This window comes from Neptunicoccus cionae (assembly GCF_002860325.1).
Classification (GTDB): domain Bacteria; phylum Pseudomonadota; class Alphaproteobacteria; order Rhodobacterales; family Rhodobacteraceae; genus Amylibacter; species Amylibacter lutimaris.
This window is the reverse complement of record NZ_PKOJ01000007.1, coordinates 95,329-121,621: the sequence shown is the minus strand read 5'-3', so window position 1 is coordinate 121,621 and position 26,293 is coordinate 95,329. Positions and strand designations below refer to the sequence as shown.

20 protein-coding genes are annotated in these 26,293 nt (G+C 56.0%); 11 read left to right on the top strand and 9 right to left on the bottom strand.

Annotated features, from left to right (window positions below):
* Positions 1–7: 7 nt before the first annotated feature.
* The gene (locus C0U40_RS15735; RefSeq protein WP_219619808.1) at positions 8–1,375 is read left to right on the top strand and encodes an ATP-binding protein; all 1,368 of its coding nucleotides are present in this window, start codon (positions 8–10) and stop codon (positions 1,373–1,375) included.
* Positions 1,376–1,489: 114 nt separating this feature from the next.
* Here the strand turns inward: C0U40_RS15735 and C0U40_RS15730 are convergent, their stop codons facing one another.
* Positions 1,490–3,040, bottom strand: a complete 1,551-nt coding sequence (locus tag C0U40_RS15730) for a trimethylamine methyltransferase family protein (protein ID WP_101656765.1) — start codon at positions 3,038–3,040, stop codon at positions 1,490–1,492.
* 212 nt (positions 3,041–3,252) lie between these two features.
* Here C0U40_RS15730 and guaA point away from each other — a divergent pair, with 212 nt between their 5' ends.
* Entirely contained in the window at positions 3,253–4,839 is a 1,587-nt protein-coding gene (gene guaA / locus C0U40_RS15725) for a glutamine-hydrolyzing GMP synthase (RefSeq protein WP_101656764.1), read from the top strand.
* Positions 4,840–4,930: 91 nt separating this feature from the next.
* Here the strand turns inward: guaA and C0U40_RS15720 are convergent, their stop codons facing one another.
* Positions 4,931–6,295 (bottom strand): MATE family efflux transporter, encoded by a 1,365-nt coding sequence (locus C0U40_RS15720; protein WP_286135037.1) that lies wholly within the window; start codon positions 6,293–6,295, stop codon positions 4,931–4,933.
* 65 nt (positions 6,296–6,360) lie between these two features.
* Positions 6,361–7,251 (bottom strand): endonuclease/exonuclease/phosphatase family protein, encoded by an 891-nt coding sequence (locus C0U40_RS15715; RefSeq protein ID WP_101656762.1) that lies wholly within the window; start codon positions 7,249–7,251, stop codon positions 6,361–6,363.
* 130 nt (positions 7,252–7,381) lie between these two features.
* On the opposite strand from C0U40_RS15715, the gene C0U40_RS15710 reads away from it, so the two are divergent.
* The 4 genes from C0U40_RS15710 (at position 7,382) to C0U40_RS15695 (ending at position 11,137) form a co-directional block, all read left to right on the top strand.
* Positions 7,382–7,807 carry a hypothetical protein gene (locus tag C0U40_RS15710; RefSeq protein WP_101656761.1) on the top strand — a complete coding sequence of 142 codons (426 nt, stop codon included), beginning with the start codon at positions 7,382–7,384 and terminating at the stop codon, positions 7,805–7,807.
* A 92-nt stretch (positions 7,808–7,899) separates the two neighbouring features.
* Entirely contained in the window at positions 7,900–9,882 is a 1,983-nt protein-coding gene (gene parE, locus C0U40_RS15705; RefSeq protein ID WP_101656760.1) for a DNA topoisomerase IV subunit B, read from the top strand.
* Between the two features lie 79 nt (positions 9,883–9,961).
* On the top strand, positions 9,962–10,330 hold the full coding sequence (locus tag C0U40_RS15700) for a hypothetical protein (protein WP_101656759.1): 369 nt from the start codon (positions 9,962–9,964) through the stop codon (positions 10,328–10,330).
* Between the two features lie 147 nt (positions 10,331–10,477).
* Positions 10,478–11,137, top strand: a complete 660-nt coding sequence (locus tag C0U40_RS15695) for a hypothetical protein (protein WP_101656758.1) — start codon at positions 10,478–10,480, stop codon at positions 11,135–11,137.
* 18 nt (positions 11,138–11,155) lie between these two features.
* Here the strand turns inward: C0U40_RS15695 and C0U40_RS15690 are convergent, their stop codons facing one another.
* Together C0U40_RS15690 and C0U40_RS15685 are read right to left on the bottom strand one after the other, a co-directional pair.
* Positions 11,156–12,157 (bottom strand): Ldh family oxidoreductase, encoded by a 1,002-nt coding sequence (locus C0U40_RS15690; RefSeq protein WP_101656757.1) that lies wholly within the window; start codon positions 12,155–12,157, stop codon positions 11,156–11,158.
* Positions 12,133–13,236, bottom strand: coding sequence for a CaiB/BaiF CoA transferase family protein (locus C0U40_RS15685; protein WP_101656756.1), 1,104 nt, complete (start codon positions 13,234–13,236; stop codon positions 12,133–12,135). The genes C0U40_RS15690 and C0U40_RS15685 overlap by 25 nt, the downstream gene beginning before the upstream one ends.
* A 183-nt stretch (positions 13,237–13,419) precedes the next feature.
* Here C0U40_RS15685 and C0U40_RS15680 point away from each other — a divergent pair, with 183 nt between their 5' ends.
* Entirely contained in the window at positions 13,420–13,974 is a 555-nt protein-coding gene (locus C0U40_RS15680) for a YSC84-related protein (protein WP_101656755.1), read from the top strand.
* 83 nt (positions 13,975–14,057) lie between these two features.
* Here C0U40_RS15680 and C0U40_RS15675 read toward each other — a convergent pair whose 3' ends face one another.
* Positions 14,058–15,794 carry an extracellular solute-binding protein gene (locus tag C0U40_RS15675; protein WP_286135033.1) on the bottom strand — a complete coding sequence of 579 codons (1,737 nt, stop codon included), beginning with the start codon at positions 15,792–15,794 and terminating at the stop codon, positions 14,058–14,060.
* Between the two features lie 706 nt (positions 15,795–16,500).
* On the opposite strand from C0U40_RS15675, the gene C0U40_RS15670 reads away from it, so the two are divergent.
* The 3 genes from C0U40_RS15670 to C0U40_RS15660 all read left to right on the top strand — a co-directional run bounded on the left by C0U40_RS15670 (position 16,501) and on the right by C0U40_RS15660 (position 20,019).
* Positions 16,501–18,003 (top strand): class I adenylate-forming enzyme family protein, encoded by a 1,503-nt coding sequence (locus tag C0U40_RS15670; protein WP_101656753.1) that lies wholly within the window; start codon positions 16,501–16,503, stop codon positions 18,001–18,003.
* A 97-nt stretch (positions 18,004–18,100) separates the two neighbouring features.
* A complete protein-coding gene (locus C0U40_RS15665) occupies positions 18,101–18,748 on the top strand; it encodes a DsbA family oxidoreductase (protein WP_101656752.1) in 648 nt (215 codons plus the stop codon).
* A 74-nt stretch (positions 18,749–18,822) separates the two neighbouring features.
* Complete coding sequence (locus tag C0U40_RS15660; protein ID WP_101656751.1) at positions 18,823–20,019, top strand: multidrug effflux MFS transporter; 1,197 nt, start codon at positions 18,823–18,825, stop codon at positions 20,017–20,019.
* Positions 20,020–20,074: 55 nt separating this feature from the next.
* Here the strand turns inward: C0U40_RS15660 and mfd are convergent, their stop codons facing one another.
* Together mfd and C0U40_RS15650 are read right to left on the bottom strand one after the other, a co-directional pair.
* Positions 20,075–23,521 carry a transcription-repair coupling factor gene (mfd, locus tag C0U40_RS15655; protein WP_101656750.1) on the bottom strand — a complete coding sequence of 1,149 codons (3,447 nt, stop codon included), beginning with the start codon at positions 23,519–23,521 and terminating at the stop codon, positions 20,075–20,077.
* Between the two features lie 54 nt (positions 23,522–23,575).
* The gene (locus tag C0U40_RS15650) at positions 23,576–24,100 is read right to left on the bottom strand and encodes a component of SufBCD complex (protein WP_101656749.1); all 525 of its coding nucleotides are present in this window, start codon (positions 24,098–24,100) and stop codon (positions 23,576–23,578) included.
* A gap of 114 nt (positions 24,101–24,214) precedes the next feature.
* Here C0U40_RS15650 and hemB point away from each other — a divergent pair, with 114 nt between their 5' ends.
* Positions 24,215–25,228: a porphobilinogen synthase gene (gene hemB / locus C0U40_RS15645; RefSeq protein WP_101656748.1), complete on the top strand. Its 1,014-nt coding sequence runs from the start codon at positions 24,215–24,217 to the stop codon at positions 25,226–25,228.
* Between the two features lie 57 nt (positions 25,229–25,285).
* Here the strand turns inward: hemB and C0U40_RS15640 are convergent, their stop codons facing one another.
* Positions 25,286–26,281 carry a response regulator gene (locus C0U40_RS15640; protein ID WP_180957725.1) on the bottom strand — a complete coding sequence of 332 codons (996 nt, stop codon included), beginning with the start codon at positions 26,279–26,281 and terminating at the stop codon, positions 25,286–25,288.
* Positions 26,282–26,293 lie beyond the last annotated feature (12 nt).

Below are 26,293 nucleotides of genomic sequence, written 5' to 3'. Positions count from 1 at the left end.
GGACTTAATGACTCCACCGTTCGTAAAAGACACCGTGTCGCGACAGCGCTATGAACGGGAAAAGGCTGCACGGCTGGAGGCGGAATCCCTGCTTGATGTGAAAAGCCGTGCTCTTTGGGAAGCCAACCAAAGGCTGACAAGACAGGCGAACGAGCTTGAAAAAATGGTAGCAGCACGCACCACCGAATTGCATAATGCAATGGAGGCTGCCGAGGCGAGCAACAGGGCCAAAAGCGTCTTTCTCGCCAATATGAGCCATGAAATCCGCACCCCCCTGAACGGGGTTCTTGGTATGGCGGAATCGCTGACGGATACAAACCTGACGGCTGAACAACAGGAAATGACCAACACTATTCTTGAAAGTGGCGGTTTGCTTCTTTCGGTGCTGAGCGACATTCTGGATGTGTCAAAGATCGAGGCGGGTGAACTGACGATAGAAAAAATCCCGTTTGATCTTGTTGCCCATTTCAATGCTGCCAAGCAACTCTACCGTATGAAAGCTGTCAAACAAAACCTGCTGTTTGACATTAAGCTCGCCCCTTCCGCGCGGGGCTGGATCAAAAGCGATCCGGTCCGGCTGCGCCAGATTGTAGGGAATCTGGTTTCAAATGCCCTTAAATTCACGAGCGAAGGAAAGGTTTGTGTTCGTGTGGAACTGGAAGAGTCGAAAACCGGAACGTTCCTGACAACCCGCGTGATTGATACGGGGATCGGCATCCGTCAGGACAGAGTGAAGCAGCTTTTCCAGCCTTTCAGACAGGCGGATGCCAGTATATCCCGAAACTTCGGCGGCAGCGGGCTCGGGCTCGTGATCTCTCGCCAGATCTGTCGTCTGATGGACGGCGATCTGACTGTTCGCAGCACCTTTGGCGCAGGGTCGGAATTTACGGCACGGATTAAAGTTGACCCCGCTGTCCGTTCAATTCAGCCGGTGCCGCAGCACGACGATGAAGCGTTCAAGTTTTTGGCGTCTCGGAACTGGCGCATCCTTGTCGCGGAAGACAACCGGACAAACCGGCTGGTTCTGGAAAAACAGCTGAAAAATCTGGACCTTGATCTGGTTCTGGTCGCAAACGGAACAGAAGCGGTTGAAATTACAATGGCACGCCCATTCGATCTGATTTTGATGGACATCAACATGCCGGTGCTTGGCGGGATGGAAGCAACAGAAAAAATCCGGCAATGGGAAGATAAAACCGCGCGCCCACGCACCCCGATCCTCGCGCTGACAGCCAATGCCATGGCCTATCAGATTGCAGAATATCTTGACGGGGGCATGGACGGCCATCTTTCCAAACCGTTGAACAAAAGCGTGTTGATCCGCACCCTGTCCGAAACCCTACAGCGCAAGGCAGAGCAATCCTTACCGCCGTAAGTATAGTACAGCCTGCGTGAATGGCTTCACGCAGTTCCAGTATCGCATTTTTAGGGCACGGCACGAAGTTGCAGCGGGCGTCTTTCACTGAACACCCGCCGCCACGACAGTCACTTAGATAAAGGAATCCGGTTCAGAGGCTTTCCGCTCTGCCATATAGGCTTGCAGCGCTTCATCAACGGCAGGGTCAATCGGGGGCTGGGTGTATTCGCTCATCATGCGCTCGACCCGCTCGCTTGCCAGTTGCATGGTGTCTTTGGAACCTTCATCGGACCATGTCTCAAACGGTTTGTAATCCAGAAGCTGTGATTTCCAGAAACTGTCCTTAAAGTTCGCCTGCGTATGGGCACAGCCAAGATAATGCCCGCCCGGTCCAACCTCGCGCACGGCATCAAGCGCCTGCCCGTTTTCGGACATATCCACACCATTCGCCAGAGAATGCAGCACGCCAAGCTGGTCCGCGTCCATCACAAATTTCTCAAACGAAGTGACAAGGCCGCCTTCCAGCCAACCGGCTGCATGCAGACAGAAATTCACGCCGCCCAGCAAAGCCGCGTTCAATGTGTTAGCAGTTTCATAAGCCGCCTGCGCATCCGGCAGTTTGGAGCCGCACAGCGCCCCGCCGGAGCGGAACGGCAACCCCAGACGACGGGCCAGCTGGCCTGCACCGTAGAGAATTTTCGAAGCTTCGGGCGTTCCGAAAGTGGGCGCACCGGAGTTCATGTCAATCGATGCCACGAAAGCACCGAAAATCACCGGTGCGCCCGGATTGCAAAGCTGGTTATAGGCGACACCGGCCAGACCTTCGGCAAGAACCTGTGCAAGCGTTCCGGCCACAGAAACCGGCGCCATTGCACCGCCTACGATGAAGGGCGAAACGATACAGGCTTGGTTGTTTTTGGCATAAACCTCCATCGCACCCATCATGATGTCATCAAACACCAGCGGAGAGTTGATGTTGATCAGTGATGTCATAACCGTCTTGTCCTGAAGGCTTTGACCGAACAGGATTTCCGACATTCTGACCGAATCTTCCGCCCGTTCCGGCGCAGTCACCGACCCCATATACGGTTTGTCTGAAAGGGTCATATGGGCGTATAGCATGTCCAGATGCCGTTTGTTCACCGCCACGTCGGTCGGCTCGCAGACAGTTCCGCCGGAGTGGTGCAACCATTTCGACATATAGGTCAGTTTCACCATCTTCTGGAAATCTGCCAAGGTTGCATACCGGCGCCCGCCGTTCACATCGCGCACAAAAGGCGGACCATATACAGGGGCAAGCACCATAGAGTTGCCACCGACCCGAACATTCCGATCGGGATTTCTGGCGTGCTGGATGTACTCGGACGGGGCGGTTTTGATCAGCTCACGCGCCAGACCGCGCGGAATACGTACCCGTTCGCCATCCACATCGGCACCGGCATCCGCCCAGCGTTTCAACGCCGCCGGATTGTCGGGGAACTGAACGCCGATTTCTTCAAGGATGATTTCCGCGTTGTTTTCGATAATTTCCAACGCTTCTTCGGTCAGAACTTCGAAGTTCGGGATATTGCGCTCTATATATTTTGCCACCTCAAGCCGCACAGCAGTGCGATCGGCGCGACGGGCCGCGCCGCCTCCACCACCACGGGTTCTACGACGGGTTGCTGGCGCAGCTTCTGACATCTGGGATCACCTTCTGTTCACATCATTAAACGCTGGTTTAGCGTTTTCTTGCGGGCGATAAGGTGTAAATTCGCCCGTTTCTGGCACAAAGCGACATGGCGGGTCGGATTTAGGCTCCGGCGCGTAAAAATCCTGTCATTTCGCCCCTATTGCAGCCTGCCCGCGACGAATGTGACCTTGCGCGAATCCCAGCTATTTACTATGGGCTTGCCATGACAGATCATGCCCCCCTCCCCGCCGAAACCTTTGACCACGAGAAGCTGCTGATTATTGATTTCGGCTCTCAGGTCACGCAACTAATTGCCCGCCGCCTGCGCGAGCTTAACGTCTATTGTGAAATCCACCCGTTCCAGAATGTGACGGATGAATTTCTGGAAGAGTTCGCTCCCAAGGCGGTGATCTTTTCGGGCGGGCCGGCCTCAGTGATGACCGAAGGTTCGCCCCGTCCGCCGCAAAAGGTTTTTGATCTGGGCGTCCCGATCCTTGGCATCTGTTACGGCCAACAGGTTATGATGCATATGCTCGGCGGCACGGTGGAACGCGGTCACGGCACAGCCGAATTCGGACGAGCCTATGTCACGCCAAGCGAGGAGCGGATTGATCTTCTGAACGGCTGGTTCCTGGAAGAGCGCGAACAGGTCTGGATGAGCCACGGCGATCACGTCAGCGCGATTGCCCCGGGTTTTCAGGTTTATGGCACCTCCCCTAATGCGCCCTTCGCGATTACGGCCGATCTGGAGCGGAACTTTTTTGCGGTGCAATTCCACCCCGAGGTACACCACACGCCCAATGGTGCAACTTTGTATGAAAACTTCGTCAAGCTCGCCGGATTTAGCGGTGACTGGACAATGGAAGCTTACCGCGAACAGGCCATTGCGACGATCCGCGAACAGGTGGGAGATGCAAAGGTAATCTGTGGGCTTTCGGGCGGCGTTGACAGCTCGGTTGCAGCGGTACTGATCCACGAAGCCATTGGCGACCAACTGACCTGTGTGTTCGTAGACCACGGCCTATTGCGTCAGGGCGAGGCTGAAGAAGTCGTAAAAATGTTCCGCGACAACTATAATATGCCGCTGATCCACGCCGACGAACAGGAGCTGTTTCTTGGCGAGTTGGAAGGCCAGTCCGATCCGGAAACCAAGCGCAAGATCATTGGCAAATTGTTCATTGACGTCTTCCAGAAACACGCCAGCGAAGTGGGCGGCGCAAAGTTTCTGGCGCAGGGCACGCTCTACCCCGATGTTATTGAAAGCGTATCTTTCTCGGGCGGTCCTTCCGTTACCATCAAGAGCCACCACAACGTGGGTGGTCTGCCCGAAAAAATGGGTCTGAAACTGGTGGAACCCTTGCGCGAATTGTTCAAGGACGAAGTCCGCGCGCTGGGCCAAGAACTGGGCCTTCCAACAAGCTTTATCGGCCGCCACCCTTTCCCCGGACCCGGTCTTGCAATTCGCTGCCCCGGTGAAATCACCCGCCCGAAACTGGAAATCCTGCGAAAAGCGGATGCGGTTTACATTAACCAGATCCGCAAACACGGGCTCTACGACGAAATCTGGCAGGCCTTTGTCGCCATCCTTCCGGTGAAAACCGTTGGGGTTATGGGCGACGGGCGGACTTATGATTACGCCTGTGCGCTTCGCGCCGTAACTTCCGTGGACGGGATGACTGCGGATTATTATCCGTTCAGCCATGAATTCCTTGGTGAAACAGCGACGCGCATTATCAATGAAGTCGAAGGAATCAACCGTGTGACCTATGACATCACGTCGAAACCTCCGGGCACAATTGAATGGGAATGATCCCGTAAAGTGATTTCTCTGCGCTCCGCGCGGGGATATTTGAACCAAAAAGAGACGCGCGACAGGGAATAGCTGTGGCGCGTTTTCTTTTTCAGAAATCCAGTTCCCGCTGGAGTTTGTAATACCGCGCCAACATCGTGGTGGCCGCCAGTGTAAGGCCGATCACAAGCCCCCCCCAGACGCCCTGAGCGCCGTATCCCATCGGAAACCCGAGGATATAGGCCATTGGCGCGCCAACACACCAATAGCTGATTACGGCCAGCACCATCGGCACCGTGGTGTCCTTGATCCCCCGCAACATGCCAAGCGCTGCCACTTGCGTGGCGTCAACGATTTGAAAGGCAGCCGATATCATCAACAGCAGGACACCCATTTCGATGATCGCGGGAAGATTGGGTTCGGACGGATCAAGAAACAGCCGCATCAACGTGCGCGGAATGGTCAGATAAAGCGTCATCGTCACCAGCGAAAACAGGAACGCCCCCCAGATTACCACAGCGGCTGCACGGGAAAGCCCCAATTTGTCCTTGCGCCCCAGCGCACGCCCGGCGCGGATTGTACCCACGTTAGAAATTCCAAGTGGCACCATAAAGCCGACAGAAGTGATTTGCAGCACCACAGCATGGGCCGCCAGTGCGACAGTACCAGACCAGCCGATCATAACAGTAGCTGCAGAGAAAAGCCCTGTTTCCGCCAGCAGGGTCAGCGAGATGGGCCAGCCAAGCTTGAACGTTTCGACAAAGGCCTCTCGATCAAAGCGGAACGGGTTCAGGAACAAATCATATTTTTTCAGCGCAGGAAGGGCCCAGCAGTAAAACAGCAGGTACAGGAAATCGATTGTGATGGTGAGGATAGAGGCCCAAGCTGCCCCGCGTGCGCCCATTTCCGGAAATCCGAAATTTCCGAAGATGAAGGCATAGTTAAAGACCACATTTGCCCCTGCAGCCACAAGTGTCGCGATCAAAACAACCTGCGCCCGCTCCAGGGCTGAAAGGTAACTTTTGAATACCATGATCCATAAGGACGGAAACAATCCGAAGACCGCGATTCGCATATAGTCCGACGCGATCTGCGCGAGATTCTCCTGCTGCCCCAGAAACAGGAGGATCGTCTCAATGTTCCAGAGAGGCACGGCCAGCAGCAGGCCGTAAATCGTGACCAGCCACGCCCCCATCCGGACGGAGCGGCGGACCTGTCTGTCGTTTCCTGCCCCAATGGCTGCGGCACAGAGCGGCATAACGGCAAAGGCAAAACCCGCGCCGACGATAAACACCACAAAATAAGCCTGCGTTGCCAGCACCACCGCAGCAAGCGCATCAACCGAATACCAGCCAAGCATTGCCACGTCGGTGATATGGGTCAGCATCTGTGCAATATGGCTCCCGACCAGTGGCAACCCGAGCAGTAGAGATGCGCGGATATGGGCTCGCCATGTCATGGGGGGAGTCGTGTTCATAGGGCTGGCTCTGTTTTGGTTTCGTATTTGTAACCGGCCCGTCGGAAGAATATTCCCGACTGCGGCTAGGGACAGGCACCTATCGGATAGTGTGCCAGCACACCATGGTGATCGGACCCCAGAAGATCAAGAGTTGAAACCCGTCCCTTGCATCCCTTCGGGGCAAGCACGTGATCAATGGGCACCATCACTTGTCCTTCAACCAGAAAAGTATCGACAGTCCGACCAACCCGATTTGTACGCGTTGCAGTTTCGATCCGTGTCATCGTGTCCGACCATGGCACCATGTTAAAATCGCCCCCCAGCACCACCGGCCCTTTAAGCCCTTCAAGCACCGGCAGGATTCGTGTCACCTGTTCGGCCTGTTCCAGCGGGAACGGCCAGCGCAGATGTAGTGTCACCAGCCAGACCGGACCATCTGGCGCGCTGACCTGAACCGCCAGCAAACCGTGGCCGGGCATGCAGATCCGGCTGTCGCGGATCGTGTCAAACTTGCTCGCAAGGGCGATCCCCCGACCGTTCTCACCAAGACAGACGCTTCGCGTCGGATAGTCCTCTTCCAGTGCTACCATCAGCCCGTTGGAGCGCGGTGTCATTTCCTGAATCGTAATAAAATCAGGATCTTGCTTCTGGATGTCCGCGATTATTTCAGCGGGATCGTAAAGTACATACAGCAGGTTTTTCTGGTAGTGAGTATAGGGCAGATCACCGTCCGGCTGCGGTGCGTGATAGCTCCACAGAATTGCGCCACTGGCTGCAAACGCCATAAGGACAGCGGCAATACCGCTGCGACGCCATTCCAGAAGAAACAGCCCGATACCACAAACAAGAGAGAAAATGCCAAGGTGCAAACGGAACACCGCAAGGCTGTCCCCGAGCGGATGCACAGCACCACCTGCACTTGCAGCCAGCAAGAGCGGAGGAACAAAGAAGATACACACAGCAGCTTTTTTCATCAGGGTGTCTTGGCGCAACTGGAAAAAAGGTGCAATGGTTTCTTATAATTGCCACAGTCTGGCCCTTAAAAGGCGCCACACATTCAATACAAATTTAGCGATTAAGTTAATTCACGTACCCGAGGTTAGTATGAGCCTGTTCTTTAGATACTACGCTTTTTTTGCCATGTCTTTGATGTTGCCCGTATTGGTTTTGATGCCTTGGGGCGACGAAAGCAATCCGCTCAACCTTCTGGTACGCCTGATGCTGCTGCCGTCCTACTGCTGCGCCGTGATTGTCATTCTTGTCGGGTTCGTTCCCGGGCGTCTTGGGGAAGCAATGCGCACTGCCACGACTGAATCCGAAGAACTGGAAGCGTGGCTTGCACCGATTTTTACCACCACTGCTTTTCTGTGGGCCGGTTTGCATCTGGTCGGTGTACTTGTTCTGAAAGAATTTAATGACAGCTACCCGCTGGTTTACCTCTGCCTTGGTCTGAGCGCACTGGCACTGGCCGGATGGATCGGCGCAATTGCCTATCGCTCTGTTGGTCGGGATCTGGTGGCAGAGTTCTAATCACCCTCTGACGTCTCACTCTGCATCTTGCGCCGCCCCGCCCTCTTTGGTCTAATGCACGCAACCAAAGAGCCAGCAGGAATCGAGCAATTATGGCCGCAGATGATCTCTTTCGCGAAAAAGCGGAACAAGCTTACGACGCCTCCAGCATTCAGGTGCTGGAAGACATGGAGCACGTACGCCTGCGTCCGGGCATGTATATCGGTGGCACGGACGACCGCGCGCTTCATCACATGGTTGCCGAAATCGTGGATAACTCCATGGATGAGGCGGTTGCCGGCCACGCCAACTGGATCGAAGTTGAACTGAACGCGGATTTTTCGGTTACAGTGCGGGACAACGGGCGTGGTATTCCGATTGATCCCCACCCCAAAGACCCAAGCAAATCCGCGCTGGAAATTATTTTCTGCACCCTGAATGCGGGCGGTAAATTCAACGGCGACAACTATGAAACCTCGGGCGGTCTGCACGGGGTCGGCAGTTCGGTCGTGAACGCACTGAGCGATCACGTCCGTGTCGAGGTCGCGCGCAACCGCGAACTCTTTGCAATCGAATTCAGCCGGGGTGTGCCCAAAGGCCCGCTGGAAAAACTGGGTCCGACTCAAAACCGCCGCGGCACTTCTGTGACCTTCCACCCCGACGCCCAGATTTTTGGTGCCGCTGCCAGATTCAAGCCCAAGCGGCTGTACGATATGGCGAAATCCAAGGCCTATCTGTTTTCCGGCGTTGAAATCCGCTGGAAATGCGATCCGGCTTGCCTTGGCAAGGATGACACCACTCCGACGAGCGACAGTTTCCACTTCCCGAACGGGCTTGCCGATTATCTGGCAGAGCGCCTTGAAGGATCATCTACCTATTCCGAACGTCCTTTTGCCGGTCATGTGAACTTTTCCGAAAAGTTCGGCGCGGGCGAAGTTGGCAATGTGGACTGGGCGATCAACTGGACACCGGCGCGGGACGCTTTCACGCAGTCCTATTGTAACACCGTTCCCACCCCTGAAGGGGGCACCCATGAGGCCGGTTTCTGGGCCGCAGTTCTGAAAGGCATCAAAGCCTATGGCGAGTTGGTCGGCAACAAGAAGGCCACCCAGATCAACCGAGACGATGTGATGGGCGGCGGCTGTGCGCTGGTTTCTGTGTTTATTCGTGAACCGAAATTCGTCGGCCAGACCAAGGACCGGCTGGCCACGGTCGAAGCCCAGAAACTTGTTGAAAACTCGGTTCGGGACCACTTCGACAACTGGCTCGCGGCCGATACCAAAGCAGCCGGTGCCATTCTCGATTATATGGTGCTGAAAGCCGAAGAGCGGATGCGCCGCCGCGCGGAGAAAGAAACGCAACGCAAGTCGGCCACCAAGAAACTGCGCCTTCCGGGCAAACTGGTGGATTGCACCAACAAAGACCGCAGCGGCACTGAACTGTTCATCGTAGAGGGCGACTCTGCGGGGGGATCCGGCAAAGGTGCGCGGGACCGCAAAACACAAGCTCTCTTGCCACTGAAAGGTAAGATCCTGAACGTTCTGGGCGCGGCCAGCAGCAAACTGACGTCCAATCAGGAGATCAGCGACCTGTGCGAATCTCTCGGGGTTGGCATGGGACCGCGTTTCAATATCGAAGACCTGCGCTACGAAAAAATCATCATTATGACCGATGCGGATGTGGACGGAGCCCATATCGCCGCCCTGCTGATGACATTCTTCTTCACCCAGATGCGCCCGCTGGTTGATGGCGGGCATCTTTACCTTGCCTGTCCGCCTCTGTTCAAACTGACCCAAGGGGCAAAAACAGTTTACGTGCTGGACGAGGCCGAACGGGATCGGCTGCTGGAAAAAGGTCTGGGTGGACGCGGCAAGATTGACGTGTCGCGGTTTAAAGGTCTGGGCGAGATGAACGCCATCGACCTGAAGGAAACTACGATGAACCCGAAAACCCGCCAATTGATCCGCGTTTCCGTGGATGATGACGAACCCGGGGAAACTTCGGATCTGGTAGAAAGACTGATGGGTAAAAAACCCGAATTGCGGTTTGAGTACATTCAACAGAATGCGCAATTCGTGGAAGAACTCGACCTTTAAACAATGTGCAGGGCAGCCGGATTGCCCTGCCTCTGATACGACCTATATCAGGGACAGTTGTGCTAAAACGGAACCTCCTATGACAAATATCCTAAAACCTGCTCTGTTTGGTCTGATTGCACTGGCGCTGGCGGCCTGTGAAACCCCGGCGGAAAAACAGCAACGCCTGACCCAGCACAACGGCAAGACGGTGGAACAAGTCATTGCCTCCCTTGGTACACCGGTCAGCCGCACACCGACACAGGCAGTGTGGGAGCGGACGGACAGCTATGTGGTGCGTCATCCGGAATATGAACGGATTGGTGGCGTTATGCTGCTGGTGGGATACGACAACCAGATCGTGAACCAGAAATGTCTCTACGTGGCCGATCTGCAAAACAACCGTGTGGTGTCGAGCACCCTCTCAGGCACCGGCTGCTACAAAATGCTGCCGCCCCCTGCCGGTTAACGCGACTGGCGCGGCACAAAAACAACGACTCGGCCTCTGCTACGGTATAGTTGGCAATAACCCCTTTATCTCCGGCGCTATACAGCCTAGCTTTTGCGCTGCCGCAGAATTGAGTGATCTGCGACAGGGTTGAAGAAGGACTGATCTATGAAAACGCTGCTGAGTGCCGGATGCCTTGCCGTTATGACGGCCACCTCTGTGCAAGCCGACATCGTCAACCGTCGCGACGAATGCGACGTCTGGGAACATATTCCCGCTTCTGACACACTTGGCACCGCCCCTACAGCCCTTCTGTTTTGCAACCGTGAAGACAAAAAATGGCTCGCCATGCGGATCGAATGCGATGTGGAAAATGTCCGCATGGTGGTGCGCTACCGTCCGGGATTTGACTACACGCCGCCTAAGCTGGAAGAAGACGAAAATACCGGCGGACAGGCTGGCGATCTGTTGAGCCCGGAAGATCAGGAAGCGGCCCGAATAGTTGCTGCAATTCCTTACGAAGACAGCGGGATCAAAACCATCCCCTCCGGCACGGATGACGGACCGGCAGAAATGGTCTTTATGGATTTCAGCTCTTTCGGCTACACAGGCGTCGCCCATTACGATCCGGCATTGGAAGACTGGGAGATTGAGGAAAAAGAACCCCTTTCCCCGGTATTCAGCCGCCTGATTTCAGGCAATTACGCCGATATCAAATTGTTGGCCTATGGCACGACAGAACGTTTCCCGCTGCGCGGATCCAGCAAGGCGCTAAGCCCTGTGGTGGAAACCTGCCGCATCGCCAAACGGAACGCAGAGCGCAACTGATCCCTGTCGCCTTGTCGCTTACTGCGCCAGCGCCTGACAATTTTCCCATAACGCCGCATCTATTGAGACCTCCTCGAGCAGAGCCCGTCGCGTGCCTGGCAAACGGGCCCCGGGTTGGGCCTCAACCGCATCGGCTACACGGGCAAGCCGGTCATAAAAGGCATCGCCGGAATAGCCTGTCGGATCAATCAGCAAATAGAATTGTCCCAAATCATGGGGCGGACCGTCGGCAGCTTTCAGACCTTTGACATCAAGCGAATTTACCGATCCGGTTACTGCTGCTGCCAGAACTTCCACCATCAGCCCGAAGCCCCAGCCCTTATATCCGCCGGTAGACACCAGCGAACCTTTAAGCGCAGCATTTGGGTCCTGCGTCGGATTGCCTTCCGCATCCACCGCCCAGCCGAGCGGAATCTGTTCCCCTGCACTTGCCGCCATAGTGATCTTGCCCAAAGCCACCGCCGAAGTTGATTGATCGAACTGAAAGGCGACACCGCCGCCCTTGGCTGGAACCGCCAGAGCCATCGGGTTGGTCCCGAGCACCGCTGCATTTCCGCCGGGCGGAGAGACAACCGCTGACGCGTTGGTGAACCCGATCCCGATCAGTCCGGCCTGTGCAATCTGCTCTGTGAAATAGCCAAGCGATGTGCAGGTATGGGAATGACAGATCGCAAGACTCGCCGTTCCCATGCCTTTCGCTGTTTCAATTGCAACCGGCAGCCCGCGCGCAAAAGCGGGTTGGGCAAAACCCAACCCCGCATCCACTTTGACATTTGCAGGTTTAGGTTTCGAGACCTGTGGCTCCACACTCCCGTTCACACGACCGGAGCGCAACTGCGTGCAATAGCTTTCCAGATAGTACAATCCGCAAATCAGATTACCTGTCGCCTCGGCCTTTCGCACTGCTTTGGCCACCTCCGCTGCGATCCAATCCACAGCACCATGAGCAACCATTGCCCGTTTCGCCGTGGCTTCGATCTCGCCCAGCGAAACGGTTAGTTTTTGCGCGTTTCCTGCCATTTCGTCACCACGTCCTTCACGTTTAATGGAACACTCTGCGAGCAGTCTTGCACAGAACCGGGGGTACGCGAAAGCTTGGGTGTGGGGGCAGGCTCGGCAATTCCGCTTGTTGCGTCGAAATGCCCGCGCGCCGTATTGTGCGGGGCTTTGTAGGCTTCCGCGATGGATAGCACCGGCGCGTAACAACAGTCCGTTCCCAGCAGCAGATCGCTCCATTCATCACGGGTTTTCGTTGCGAAAATCTTTGCAAAGATCTCGCGCACGGCGGGCCATGTACTACGATCCATCTGTGTTTTCGCCAGTTCTATATCTGCCCCGATCCGCTGAAGCAGTTCTGCATAGAACTTCGGCTCGATCGCGCCAACTGCGGCGTGCCCTCCGCAGGCACATTTATACACGCCATAGAAGGGCGCGGCCCCGTCGAGAATGTTGGATTCGCGCCGGTCGGCCCAAGCGTTTCCTTGTTGCAAGGCGTAGATCATCGACATCAAATGCGCAGTGCCGTCCGTGATCGCTGTATCCACCACCTGCCCCAGTCCGGAGCGCGTGGCTTCCAGCAAAGCGCAGACGATACCATAGGCCATGTACATCCCGCCGCCGCCAAAATCTCCGATCAGATTCAAAGGGATAACCGGCGTATCATCCGGTCCGATGGCGTGGAGCGCTCCGGACAGCGCGATATAATTGATGTCATGCCCTGCTGCATTGGCCAGTGGTCCGCTCTGCCCCCAGCCAGTCATCCGCCCGTAGACCAGCCGCGGGTTGATTGCAGCAATCTCGTCCGGCCCAAGCCCGAGGCGTTCCATCACACCCGGGCGCATCCCTTCAATCAGGGCGTCCGCCTCTGACAGCAGCGCCTTAACTGTTTGAATGTCATCTCCATTCTTAAGATCTAGTTCTACAAAACCGCGCCCCCGATCCAGAATGTCGTATTCCAGCCCCATCAGGTGTTTCAGACCGGGCCGCTGAATGCGGATGACCTCTGCCCCCATATCTGCCAGCGTCATCGCTGCAAAAGGCGTTGGTCCCAGTCCCGCAAACTCTACAATTCTTACTCCGTGTAATGGACCGTTCGACATCGTTTTCTTCCTTCTGATCTTCGATTCGATAGCTCTTTTACCCGACACCAGCCAGTTAAAAGCAGTTTCCTGCTATTAACGTTGCGGCTTACGGTTCATTGGGATGACAGGGCTGTGAAAAGCGGGTATAATTCGCCGCAGGGCCGGCAACAGACCGGTTGAGCAGTAATCAGGAGACATCCAATGACAGGATGGAGCAGGCGCACCTTTTTGATGGGTGCAACCGCAGGCGGATTGAGCGCCTGTTCAGGCGGAACACGCAGCAACGCACGGTTTGAAATCGACGATAATGTCAGCGCTGCCGTACAGCAGATGCAAAGTGAGCTTCCCTTTACACGGTCCCTTATGGACAATGCGGCAGGCGTTTTGATGATGCCGACCGTCACCAAAGCCGGTCTGATCGTAGGCGGCGCCTATGGTAAAGGCTCCCTTCTGATCGGTCAGGCCCCTGTCGATTATTACGAAGTGTTTGCGGCAAGCTACGGATTGCAGGCAGGTGCTCAGCAGTATTCCTCGGCTCTGTTCTTCATGGATTCCGATCACCTGCGCAAATTCCGGGAACGGCCGGGCTGGACCCTTGGCGCAGATGTTGAATACACATTGATCGACAACGCAGGCGCAGCCGGTGTGGACAACAACACCATCGATGATGCTGTTTATGCGGTTGTCTTCAATCAGGCAGGTATCCTGCTCGGGCTTTCGATCGAAGGTTCCAAGTACAACCGGATCATCCCCTAAAATACATTCGGCACAAAATCAGCGAAAAGCCCGCAAGGTTCTTAAACCGGCGGGCTTTTTTGTTGGGACAGCAATCCTGCTACCTATTCCTCGTACCACCAGACGTCCGGCAGAAAACCGGTCCAGTCCCCGTAGATGGGCAATCGTTCGGGGTAGTGCAAATTCGCGTCATGAGCCAGAAAGCTCACGGGGTTGTACCAGATAGGGATCACATAACGCCCGGCGGTCAACACGCGATCTAAAGCCCGCACAGCCGCATTGAACTCCTCGGCGTCGCGGGTTTCGAGCATGGTGTCAATCATCGCTTCCGCCGCCTCGCTGTCCATCCCCATATAGTTCCGAGTGCCCGGAGTCGTCACCCCGTCCCGCCCCCAATACAGCCGCTGCTCGTTGCCCGGTGACAGGGACATGTAACGCGTGAAATAGACCATATCGTAATCATAGTCTTTCAACCGCTCGCGGTGTTGCACAGGATCGATCAGCTTCAGCCGCGCATCAATGCCGAGCCGTTTAAGTGCATCTACAAAGATTCCCATAATGGCTTCGTTTTCGGTAGCGGTGTTTTTCAAGAGGATTTCAAATGTAAAAGGTTTCCCGGCATCATTCACCAATACCCCGTTCTTCACCTGCCAGCCCGCCTGCTCCAGCAGCTTTCCGGCTTTGCGCAGGTTCGCACGATTGCGCCCCGAACCGTCAGACTTTGGCAGTTGATATCCCGTCAACGCATCCGCAGGCAGGCTGTCCCTGAACGGTTCCAGTAACCCGCTGACCATTTCATCCGCCGCGCCGTCCTTCATGGAAAGCTGGCTGTTGGCAAAGTAACTGGTAATCCGTGGCAAGCCACCGCCATTAAGCGCCTGATTTATGAATTCAAAGTTAAACGCATGCATCATCGCATCGCGCACGCGAATATCCGAAAAAATCTCCCGCCGCGTGTTCATAACGAAACCGGTCATGCCTGTGGGTCTTGCATGGGGAATCTCGGACTTTACGATCTCGCCGGAGGTCGCTGCGGGAAAGTTGTATTCCTCGGCCCAGCGTAGCGCATTGCCTTCTCGAAACGCCGAGAGTTCACCGGCTTTGAACGCTTCGAAAATCACGCTCTGGTCTGTGTAATAGTCGTATTTCACCACATCCAGATTGTGCTTGCCCGCATTGAACCCCAGATCATTGCCCCAGTAATCTGGATTCCTTTGGAAGCTGATATAGCGTCCAGCCTCAAAATCACCGATAACATAAGGCCCGGTTCCGGTGATTGGCACCAGACCACTTTCATCAAATGGGCGATCGTCCCAATCCGCCTTGCGTAGCACAGGGCGCAGACCAAGGATCATTGGCAGTTCCCGATCCGGCGTGTTGAACGTGAACTTAACACTGCGCGGGCCGGTGATCTCTGACTTCGCGACCTTACCCCAACTGTTCAGATAACGGGGATGCCCTTTTTCGCCCAAGGTTTCAAAAGACCAGATCACATCCTGCGGCGTAACCGGATCCCCGTTGGAAAACCGCGCTTCCTCGCGCAAGGTAAATTCGACCCAAGAACGCGCATCATCGGTTTCTACCGTTTCAGCGAGCAAACCATAAAGCGTGAAGGGTTCGTCATAGCTCTGCCCCAGCAGGCTCTCGACCACATGGGTGCGAATCCCCCAAGGGGCCTGCCCTTTCAGAATGTACGGATTTAGGGAGTCAAAGCTGCCAGGTTCGGCCAGAACGATGGTTCCGCCCTGCGGCGCGTCGGGATTCGCGTATGGCAGCGACTCATACCCCGCTGGAAGGGCTGGTTCACCGTACATGGCAAGGCCATGTTGGGGCGCTGACATGGCCAAATGCGGTGTAACCAAGGCAAGTCCTGCCATAATGGAAACAATTCTACGGGTTCTACAGATCAGACGTGACATCGGCGCAACAATACACTCTCGGTTTGGCGTTTTTCCATATGTATCAAGCCTGTCGGGGAAATACTTCAAAATTTTGCTTGGCGCAGGGATTGGGATTTTGTATAACATCCTTACTGCTCGATAGGTTTCTTGCCTGTATGAAACCTGCCTCAATAACTTAACGCCCTCCTCGTGAGGGCGTTTTTTTTGGTCCGTTTTTCAGACAGAAACGAAGGTCCACACAGGAATCGCCCTTATTACATTGACGTAAAGTCGGCTTTGGAAACTTTTCTGGTCAGCACCTACCCCCATGCGCGGGTTAACCAAAACCGGATAAAATCCCCGCCAGATCGCCTTTTGGAGAATCGATTCTCTCTCGTCAACGGTTGGCTGATAGATCTGATTCACAAAATTTTGAAAGAATTTTTCGTAAATACCTATGGTTGAAATTCGTGAAATTTCGAACTGTTTTCTTTGGTTAACAGAGTCTTAAAGGGCTGAGTGGAAGCTCCCCCATTCCGGAACACTCCCGTTCTTCCGAACTATGGGAATCCGCTACACCATGAGCGGATCTGGCGATCCGCTTGAACATGTTCCGCGCTGGCCTTATTCCCGTTCCGTCTAACTTCCTTTCACACAGGCCGGTTCCATGTCCCATGCTGCAATTTTCGACGAAGGATCGCCTTCCCCCTGCCCCACGCCCTTCAATCTCGCACAATATGTACTAACAGCGGGAGCGGATGATGCCATTGCGCTTGAAATTATTGGCGATACCACCACCCGCTGGCGTTACGCCGATCTGCGGGATGCAGTCTGGCGTACGGCTGGGGGCTTGCTTGATACCGGTTTGAAGGAAGGCGACCGGTTGTTGCTGCGCGTTGGCAATGATGCAGCCTTTCCTGTTTTGTTTCTTGCTGCAATTGCTGTCGGGATCGTCCCTGTGCCGACCTCTGCCCTTCTGACAGAACCCGAAGTGCGTAGCATCGTTGCAGAACTGAAACCGGATCTTGTGGCTTTTGCTGGCGGGCTGGAGCCAATTGCAAATCTTGGTGCCCCAACACTTAATGCCGCCGGAGTTGCGCGGTTGCGCAGCGCCGATCCTGCGGCCCCTGTCACCGGTGATCCGAACCGGCTGGCCTATATGATTTACACCTCCGGCACTTCCGGAAAACCCCGCGCCGTGATGCACGCCCATCGCGCGGTTTGGGCGCGGCGAATGATGTGGGAGGGCTGGTACGGGCTGCGGCCGGACGACAGAATGCTACACGCGGGTGCGTTCAACTGGACGTACACGCTGGGCACCGGCCTGCTGGACCCCTGGGCCATCGGTGCAACCGCAATGGTCTACACCGGTCCGCCGGATCGCAGTATCTGGGGGAAACTGGTGGCCGAGCATCACGCTACAATCTTTGCCGCCGCCCCCGGAGTGTACCGCCAGATTGTTGAATCCGGTGCACAAGGGTTCGACGGTCTGCGCCACGGGCTGAGCGCTGGGGAAAAGATGCCTGCCGCGGTTCTTGCCGCGTGGCAGGAACAGACGGGTAAACAGGTCTACGAAGCCTTAGGCATGAGCGAGGTGTCCACATTTGTGTCTTCCAGCCCGAATGTCCCCCCGAAGACCGGCACGTCCGGTCGGGTGCAAACCGGGCGCCGCGTAGCAGTGATGGGCGCTGATGGTCCGGTTGAATTCGGGCAACCCGGTGTCCTTGCAGTGCATCGTTCCGATCCGGGGTTGATGCTGGGCTATATGGGGCAACCCGAAGAAACAGCTGCCAAGTTTCAGGGCGACTGGTTTGTCACCGGTGATACAGTATCGATGGATCAGGACGGCTATATTACCTATCTCGGGCGGGACGACGACATGATGAATGCAGGCGGCTATCGTGTTTCCCCGCTTGAAGTTGAAGCAGCCATGCTCTCTTGTGACGGGGTCGAACAGGCCGCTGCCGCAGAGGTTGAGGTCCGTGCCGGTGTCCGCGTGATCGCCGGTTTCTATGTCGCCGCCAGTGATCTGGACTCAAAGCTCGCAGAAAATTGCGCGCAAGCGCTGGCAAAATACAAACAGCCGCGTATGTTTGTGCGAATGGAAACGCTTCCTACGGGGGCAAACAACAAGGTGCAGCGCAAGGCGTTGCGCGACTGGAAGGCTTAGGCGCCCGGCGGTACCTTTCAGCGCAAACCTTAAAATGCGAAACATCGCGGCCTGTCGGAACTGAACCGGCCCGCCGCACTCAGATGATTGAAAAGACATGACCAAACTCGACATTATCTCTGATCCGATTTGCCCTTGGTGCTTTATCGGCAAAACCAAACTGGATCGCGCACTGGAGAAACATCCGGATCATGATCTGGTGATCGAATGGCATCCTTTCCAGTTGAACCCTACGATGCCTGCCGAAGGTATGGACCGCCGCGAATATCTGGAAACCAAATTCGGTGGCAAGGAAGGAGCGGTCAGAACCTACGGCGCGATTGCTCAGGCCGCAGAAGACGCGGGAATCGACATCAATTTCGAAGGCATCAAACGCACACCCAGCACGCTGAACGCACACCGCCTGTTGCATTGGGCCGCTCTGGAAGGCCACCAGAACGCTGTGGTGGACCGTTTGTTCAAAGCCTACTTTAAGGACGGTCAGGATATTTCCGACATGGATGTGCTGGTCGGAATCGCTTCCGGTGTCGGCATGGACGGCGAAATGGTGCGCCGCCTGCTGAACGGGGATCAGGACGCAAAAGAAATTCAGGAACGGGATGCCTCCGCCCGCGAGCGGGGTATCAGCGGCGTTCCCTGTTTCATTATCGGCAAGCATTATGTAGTTCAGGGCGCACAGCCCACCGAATTATGGGAAAAAGTGATTAAAGAAATCAGTGATGCCCACGACAAGGCCGCTTCCTAAAGCAGGCGGTCTCCGTAAATTGTTAATCGGTATCACGGGGTAGCCTTGCCTGCCCCGTTTGTTGGAGTCCTCTCATGGGAAAACGCCTCGCGTTGCCTGAATTCATCCTGCTGACCGCGTTGCTCTTCTCGCTCATCGCCTTTGGGACGGATGCAATGCTGCCCGCTTTTGGCGAGATGGCAGCAGACCTGAACACAAGCAACGCCAACCGCGTGCAACTTGTTGTGGCAGCTTTCGTTCTTGGTACAGGCTGCGGACAGTTGATCAGCGGCCCCCTGTCAGATGCCATCGGGCGCAAACCGGTGCTGCTTGGCGGGATCGGTGTTTTTATCCTCACCAGCTTCTGGGCTTGGGGCAGCCAGTCCCTCGAAATGCTGTTACTGGCCCGCTTTATTCAGGGGTTGGGCATTTCCGCGCCCCGTACCGTCGGTATGGCTATGGTGCGTGACCTTTATACCGGCCGCCAGATGGCCCGCGTTGTATCACTGGCGATGATGATGTTCGTACTGGTGCCCGCCGTTGCGCCGCTGATCGGACAGGGCATCATGCTGGCTTTTGGCTGGCGGGCAATTTTCATGTCTTTTGTCGTTCTGGGCTGTGGTGCGGGGCTTTGGTTGTGGCTTCGTCAGGAAGAAACACATATTCCCGAGAGACGCCGCCCGATGAAGGTGTCCACACTGGTTTCGGCAGCCAAGGAAATGGCACGATCCAGACGTGTTGTGGTGTCCCTTCTGGTCTTGTGCATGTCCTATGCCATTGTGTTTTCGTACATTTCCAGCGCCCAACAGCTTTTTGTGGTCTGGCTTGATGCGGGCGCACGCTTTCCGTTCTACTTTGCCATCATCGCGCTGGTGTCCGGCTCTGCCAGTGCGTTGAACGCGGCCTTGGTGGTGCGTCTGGGCATGTGGTTGCTTAGCACGATCGGACTGGCCCTGCTTGCGGTCGGGTCGATCAGCGTCGGAACCCTCATCGCGTCGGGAGTGATTTCCGGCGATGCTTTGCTTTACGTGGTGATCGGCTGGTCGATGATGCTGTTCTTTCTCAGCGGGCTGGTGTTTTCCAACGTAAACGCCTTCGCGATGGAACCGATGGGCCATATTGCGGGCACTGCCAGCGCAATTATCGGTTCACTGTCCACATTGGCGAGCATCTTGATCGCAGTTCCGATCGGGCAAATGTTTGACGGCACCGGTCTGCCCCTGATGTTCGGGGTCGGTATCTGCGCTGCAATTGGGTTCCTGTTGAATTTGGTTAATCCGCGCACGGTTTAAACGCACGGTCTAAGCGGGCGGTTTTGGTCGGGCTAAAGCCCGACCTACGGTGGAATTATGCTTTGGCTTGGGCGGCGAGGTCGCGGGCGAGGATATACGCCCCTTTAATCTTTGTATCATCCTTGGACCAGTCACGGCGCACGATGATCTTGTTGTCCTTCACCTTCGCAGTGCCGTTCTGTTTTTGCAAAAACTCCACAAGCCCTGCCGGATTGGCAAATTTGTCGTTGTGGAACTGGATCACAGCGCCTTTCGGCCCGCCGTCCAGCTTGGCAATACCGGCCCGTTTGCACATGGATTTCACCCGCACAATCCGTAACAGCGTGTTCACCTCGGAAGGCAGCTTGCCAAACCGGTCGATCAGTTCGGCCGCGAAGCCTTCCAGTTCCACCTTGGTGGTCAGGGAGGACAGGCGGCGGTACAGGCCAAGCCGTACGTCCAGATCGGTAACAAAGCTCTCGGGGATCAGAACCGGCACGCCCAGATTGATCTGCGGCGACCATGTGCCACCGTCATCAGAAAGCCCTTCCATCTCGCCCGCCTTCATCTTGGCAATCGCCTCTTCCAGCATCTCCTGATACAGCTCGAACCCCACTTCGCGCACATGCCCCGACTGTTCGTCCCCCAGAAGGTTCCCTGCCCCGCGAATATCGAGATCCTGTGACGCCAGCGTAAAGCCCGCGCCCAGCGAATCCAGACTCCCAAGCACCCGCAGCCTCTTTTCAGCATTCGGCGTCAGAGGCTTGCGCGGCTTGGTGGTGAGATAGGCATAGGCGCGGGTTTTGGAGCGGCCCACCCGCCCGCGAATCTGGTAGAGCTGCGACAGGCCGAACATATCGGCGCGGTGGATGATCATCGTATTGGCTGTGGGAATATCCAGCCCCGACTCCACAATCGTGGTTGCCAGCAACACATCGTATTTGCCGTCGTAAAAAGCGTTCATCCGGTCGTCCAGCTCTCCGGCGGCCATCTGGCCGTTCGCAGTGATAAAGCTGACCTCTGGCACCTGCGTTTTCAGGAACTCCTCAAGCTCGGGCAGATCGGACACGCGGGGCACCACAAAGAAGGACTGCCCGCCGCGATAGTGTTCGCGCAACAAGGCCTCGCGGATGGTGATCGTATCAAATTCGGAGACATAGGTGCGGATCGCCAGACGGTCCACCGGCGGCGTGCCGATAATCGACAGTTCGCGCACGCCGGACAGGGACATCTGCAAAGTGCGCGGGATCGGTGTTGCGGTCAGGGTCAGCACATGCACGTCGGAACGCAACTGTTTCAGCCGCTCTTTGTGTGTCACGCCGAAATGCTGCTCTTCGTCGATCACAAGCAGGCCGAGGTTGGCGAATTTGATGCCTTTTGCCAACAGAGCATGGGTGCCGATCACGATCTCTACACCGCCGTCGGCCATGCCCTGACGGGTCGCCTCTGCGTCCTTGGCGCTGACAAAGCGCGAAAGCTGGCGCACCCGGATGCCGGTATTACGGAACCGTTCGGCAAAGGATTTATAGTGCTGGCGCGCCAGCAATGTGGTTGGCGCGATGATCGCCACCTGTGTGCCCGCAGAGGCCGCTACAAAGGCCGCACGCAAGGCAACCTCGGTCTTGCCAAAGCCCACATCGCCGCAGATCAGACGGTCCATCGGTGAACCGGAAGCCATATCCGCCAGAACATCCTCAATGGCGTGCAGCTGGTCGTCGGTTTCCGCATAGGGGAAACGGGCACAGAATTTATCCCAGGCCTCGACCGGCGGTTCCATCACCTCGGCCTTGCGCAAGGCCCGTTCTGCTGCAATCCGGATCAGCTTGTCCGCCATTTCGCGGATGCGTTCCTTCAGCTTCGCCTTCTTGGCCTGCCATGCGCCGCCCCCCAGTCGGTCAAGCATACCTTCTTCGTGGCCGAAGCGGGACAGCAGTTCGATGTTTTCGACCGGCAGATACAGACGGTCGTTATTGGCGTATTCCAGCAGGATACAATCATGGGGCGCACCCGCCGCCGATACTGTCTCCAGACCGCGATACCGGCCGACCCCGTGATCCAGATGCACCACCAGATCCCCCGGTGTCAGGCTCTGAGCTTCGGTCAGGAAGTTTTCCGCCCGCCGTTTGCGCCGCGGGCTGCGGATCAAACGATCCCCCAGCACGTCCTGTTCAGAGATAACCGTCAGGTCTTTGACTTCGAACCCTTGCTCTAACGGCCAAACAGCGAGCGCAACAGTACCGGAGCCTTTGAGATCGCCCAGTTTGGCAATCTCTACCGCGCCGTTAATATCCTGATCCGCTAGCAAGCCGCCCAGACGCTCCCGTGCGCCTTCAGAGTAGCTGGCAATCACAACATTGCCCCTCTTCTGGCGCTCCCTGATATGATCAGCCAACGCCCCGAACAGGCTGATGGTTTCCTGCTGGCGTTCCGGCGCAAAACTGCGCCCCAGTCTCCCGCCCGCATCTGTGACATTCGGTCCGGTGCCTTGGGGAAGGACCGAGAACTGTTTTACCGTCAGATCGGAAATTTCCACTTCGAATGCGGCGTCATCCAGATAGAGCAGTTGGGGCGGACAGGGTTTATACACGCTGTCCATGCGGGATTTGTTGCTCAGCGCCTCTTTGCGGGCATCATACTGATCTGCAATGCTTTCCCAGCGCGACAAACGCGCCTGCGTGGTGCGGTCATCCAGAAAGACCTGTGCGTTCGGAAGATAATCGAACAGTGTTTCCATCTTATCGTGAAAGAACGGTGCCCAATGTTCGATACCCTGATGCTTGCGCCCCGCACTTACGGCTTCATAAAGCGGATCATCCGTACCCGCTGCCCCGAATTCGATGCGATAATTCTGGCGGAACCGCTGGATTGAAGGTTCATCAAGAATAACCTCAGAGACCGGGGCCAATTCGAGCCGTTGCAGGGATTCTGTTGTACGCTGGGTAACAGGATCGAACCGTCGTGCCCCGTCCAGAACATCGCCAAACAGATCGAGACGGACAGGCCCGCTTTCCCCCGGTGGATAGACGTCAATCAAACCGCCACGGATCGCGAAATCGCCCGGTTCGGTCACGGTAGGCGCCTGAACAAATCCCATACGGGCAAAGAAATCCCGCAGCGCCTTTTCGTCCACTCGGCGCCCCACTTCGGCTACAAAACTTGCCGATTGCAGGGTTTCACGCGCAGGCACCCGTTGCGTAATGGCGGCAACGGTTGTCAGCAGAATAAAGGGACGGTCGAACCCCGCCGCAAGTGCAGCAAGAACCGCCATTCGTGCAGCAGAGATCTCGGCGTTGGGGGAAACACGGTCATAAGGCAGACAGTCCCACGCCGGAAAGACAAACACGGGAATCTCGGGCGCAAACAAACCCAGAGCGGTGCGCGTTGCTGCAAGTCGGGCATCATCGCGCGCGATATGCATCACAGGGCCTTTGCCCTCTGCAAGCGCTTTGGCCAGCAGATGTGCGTCAAATCCTTCGGGGGCGCCCCCGATCGTGCGGTGTTTTTCGTTGTACTGCTGTGCCATCAGGCGGATTTAGCGCAGCGGGTGACTTCGGACAAGGCGGAAAACCCAGCCAGCCTAGAAGGTGCCCGCGTAAGGGGAAAACAGAATTTGCGACACGCCCCAGAAAGCTGCGAAAAAGATCGAAAACGCCCCGATTCCCTGCTTGATCCGGCGATGCCAAACATAGGCCGAATAAAGGGCTTCGCCCTCCAGCTTTTCGTCACGGAGTTTCCGGGCCAGATGGATCGACAGGCCGGACACAATGGTCAGCGGAAAGATCAGCAAAAACCCCGCCTGCATAAACTGGATATTAAAGGAAAAGCCGAGCATGAAAATCGTAGCCAGAAAGAACGCAGCCAGCCCTGTCAGGGCAACGGAATGACCCTCGAATACTTCCAGCGTCTTGCGGATGTTGATTTCAATCTGGGTTTCAAAGTCCATCTGGTACTGCCCGCCAAAGCGTTTGGCGTTGCGTGCGTCTTCATACGGTACGCCGAGTGTCCAATGGGTTGTTCGGGTCCAGACAACAGCAAATACAATCCAGTACCAGATACTGGCAAAACTGCGAGAGCCGATTACTTCCTGATAAAAGCCTTCCATCACCGGCCCTTCTGTCTGGTCTGGGCGCGGTGTTAGCCTATTGCGTCAAAAATTCCAATTGCAGTTTGGGGCTTTTATGGCGCATTTGGAGGAACCCGTCAAAAGGATCAACTTATGGTACACACACCGCCGCCGTTTCCGGTTTCCCGCCCCCGCCGCAACCGCCGCACCGACTGGATGCGCGATTTGACGCGGGAGAACAGCCTGTCGGTCTCTGATCTGATCTGGCCGATCTTCGTGCGCGAAGGTGATGATGTGGTAGAACCGATTGACAGCATGCCCGGTGTGAACCGCCTGAGCGTTTCCCGCGCGGTCGAGGCCGCAAATGAGGCGGCCAACTACGGTATCCCGCTGATTGCGCTGTTTCCCTATACGGATCCGGACAAGAAAACTCCTGATGCCGCAGAGGCGTGGAATCCGGAGAATCTGGTCAATTCAGCGACCCGCGCGATCAAGGCGCAAGTGCCTGACATCGGTATCATGCTCGACGTGGCTCTTGATCCCTACAATTCGGACGGCCATGACGGGATCGTCCGCGACGGCGTCGTCATGAACGACGAAACCCTTGGCGCTTTGGAACAACAGGCGCTGACGCAGGCCGAAGCAGGCGCGGATATTCTTGGCCCATCTGACATGATGGACGGACGCATTGGCATAATTCGTCGTGCGTTGGAACAGAACGATTTCCCCGACACTGCAATCATGGCCTATTCCGCAAAATTCGCTTCGGCTTTCTACGGACCTTTCCGCGATGCGGTTGGCGCATCGGGCGCTTTGAAAGGCGACAAGAAAACCTACCAGCTTGATCCGGCCAATTCGGACGAGGCCTTGCGCATGGTGGCGCGGGATCTCGACGAAGGGGCCGATATGGTCATGGTCAAACCCGGTATGCCTTACCTTGATGTTTGTCAGCGGGTGAAGCAGGAGTTTTCCGTGCCGACCTATGCCTATCAAGTATCCGGCGAATACGCGATGATAGCGGGCGCAGGCGATCAGGGCTGGATTGACCGCGACAAAGCCATGCTGGAAAGCCTGATGGCGTTCAAACGGGCCGGCTGTGACGGAATCCTAAGCTATTTTGCACTGGAAACTGCGAAATTCCTGCGCCGCGATATGGATTTGTTCTAGTTCACCAAAAAGAAACGGCGCCCGAAGGCGCCGTTCTGAAATTCCGAGGTTGCAAGCTCAGGCAACGTCAAGGCATTCCCGCAACAGGGATTTGTACTTGCGGGTTTCGGCATAGGTGTCGTGCCCGCCTCGTGCCATATCGAGCGAGTTTAGCGCACGTTCCATCAGCCGCAGCGAACTGCCCATAGACCAGAAGGATGCCTGAACCGGCTCCCCCGTCACCATGGTGACCTTACACGGGCTGCCATTGTTATAGACCAGTTCCAGCTCGTTCACTGCCTTCTGGACAATCTGCGCAATGTTATAGCGGTTTTCCTTGTCACTTTCGCGGGACACCACAACAAACCGGCCTGCGCCGCAATAGGACAGCAAAGATTTCTCGCTAGAGAAACAGCTCTGCAAGGCTGATGCGACATCCCCGATTGTATAATAGAGATCAAAAGCCGTGGTCCTGTCGTAAATCTCGTTGAATTCCTTAATTCCGAAAGCATAGACCTGCGTACGCGAAATTTGCAGACGAGAGAGTTGGAGTATGTAATTTTCCATCTCCAGCTTGTCGATCATGTTTGGAACGAAATCGACCTTCAGTCCTTTTTCACGGGTGAGCTTCATGTCCTGTTCGATCTGGACCTTAAGCGACTGCGCCGCTTCGAAATTGCTTTCCGCGCGGCGGCGTTCCCGTAGCAGATGGGTAACGGACTGGATACGCGCGGCCAGATCCAGTGGCTTGACCGGCTTGCAGACATAATCGGTGGCCCCTGCGGTGAAAGCCTCGCGAACGCTGTCTTCCTTGGTCACAGTCGTCACCATCAGGATCGGAGTGGAGTTGTATTCCGGTATCGTCCGGATTTTCCGGCAAACCTCGATCCCGTCCATACCCGGCATCTCTATATCCAGAAGGATGACGTCAAAGGGAGTGGACGCCTTTTTCAGAATCGCAAGTGCAACGGCACCGGATTCAGCACAAGTTAGGGACTTGATACCCATTTCTTCGAAATTGTTCTTCAGGACTTCGAGGATCAGGGGATCGTCATCTACGGCCAATGCTCTCATTTTCATACCTCT

Bases quoted from the DNA above. Each gene is read 5' to 3' on its own strand.
- C0U40_RS15730 (WP_101656765.1), bottom strand. From the start codon at position 3,040: ATGTCAGAAGCTGCGCCAGCAACCCGTCGTAGAACCCGTGGTGGTGGA.
- C0U40_RS15715 (WP_101656762.1), bottom strand. From the start codon at position 7,251: ATGAAAAAAGCTGCTGTGTGTATCTTCTTTGTTCCTCCGCTCTTGCTG.
- C0U40_RS15670 (WP_101656753.1), top strand. From the start codon at position 16,501: ATGTCCCATGCTGCAATTTTCGACGAAGGATCGCCTTCCCCCTGCCCC.
- C0U40_RS15650 (WP_101656749.1), bottom strand. From the start codon at position 24,100: ATGGAAGGCTTTTATCAGGAAGTAATCGGCTCTCGCAGTTTTGCCAGT.
- C0U40_RS15660 (WP_101656751.1), top strand. From the start codon at position 18,823: ATGGGAAAACGCCTCGCGTTGCCTGAATTCATCCTGCTGACCGCGTTG.
- parE (WP_101656760.1), top strand. From the start codon at position 7,900: ATGGCCGCAGATGATCTCTTTCGCGAAAAAGCGGAACAAGCTTACGAC.
- C0U40_RS15710 (WP_101656761.1), top strand. From the start codon at position 7,382: ATGAGCCTGTTCTTTAGATACTACGCTTTTTTTGCCATGTCTTTGATG.
- C0U40_RS15720 (WP_286135037.1), bottom strand. From the start codon at position 6,295: ATGAACACGACTCCCCCCATGACATGGCGAGCCCATATCCGCGCATCT.
- C0U40_RS15685 (WP_101656756.1), bottom strand. From the start codon at position 13,236: ATGTCGAACGGTCCATTACACGGAGTAAGAATTGTAGAGTTTGCGGGA.
- C0U40_RS15735 (WP_219619808.1), top strand. From the start codon at position 8: ATGACTCCACCGTTCGTAAAAGACACCGTGTCGCGACAGCGCTATGAA.
- mfd (WP_101656750.1), bottom strand. From the start codon at position 23,521: ATGGCACAGCAGTACAACGAAAAACACCGCACGATCGGGGGCGCCCCC.
- guaA (WP_101656764.1), top strand. From the start codon at position 3,253: ATGACAGATCATGCCCCCCTCCCCGCCGAAACCTTTGACCACGAGAAG.
- hemB (WP_101656748.1), top strand. From the start codon at position 24,215: ATGGTACACACACCGCCGCCGTTTCCGGTTTCCCGCCCCCGCCGCAAC.
- C0U40_RS15675 (WP_286135033.1), bottom strand. From the start codon at position 15,794: ATGTCAGCGCCCCAACATGGCCTTGCCATGTACGGTGAACCAGCCCTT.
- C0U40_RS15700 (WP_101656759.1), top strand. From the start codon at position 9,962: ATGACAAATATCCTAAAACCTGCTCTGTTTGGTCTGATTGCACTGGCG.
- C0U40_RS15680 (WP_101656755.1), top strand. From the start codon at position 13,420: ATGACAGGATGGAGCAGGCGCACCTTTTTGATGGGTGCAACCGCAGGC.
- C0U40_RS15695 (WP_101656758.1), top strand. From the start codon at position 10,478: ATGAAAACGCTGCTGAGTGCCGGATGCCTTGCCGTTATGACGGCCACC.
- C0U40_RS15665 (WP_101656752.1), top strand. From the start codon at position 18,101: ATGACCAAACTCGACATTATCTCTGATCCGATTTGCCCTTGGTGCTTT.
- C0U40_RS15640 (WP_180957725.1), bottom strand. From the start codon at position 26,281: ATGAGAGCATTGGCCGTAGATGACGATCCCCTGATCCTCGAAGTCCTG.
- C0U40_RS15690 (WP_101656757.1), bottom strand. From the start codon at position 12,157: ATGGCAGGAAACGCGCAAAAACTAACCGTTTCGCTGGGCGAGATCGAA.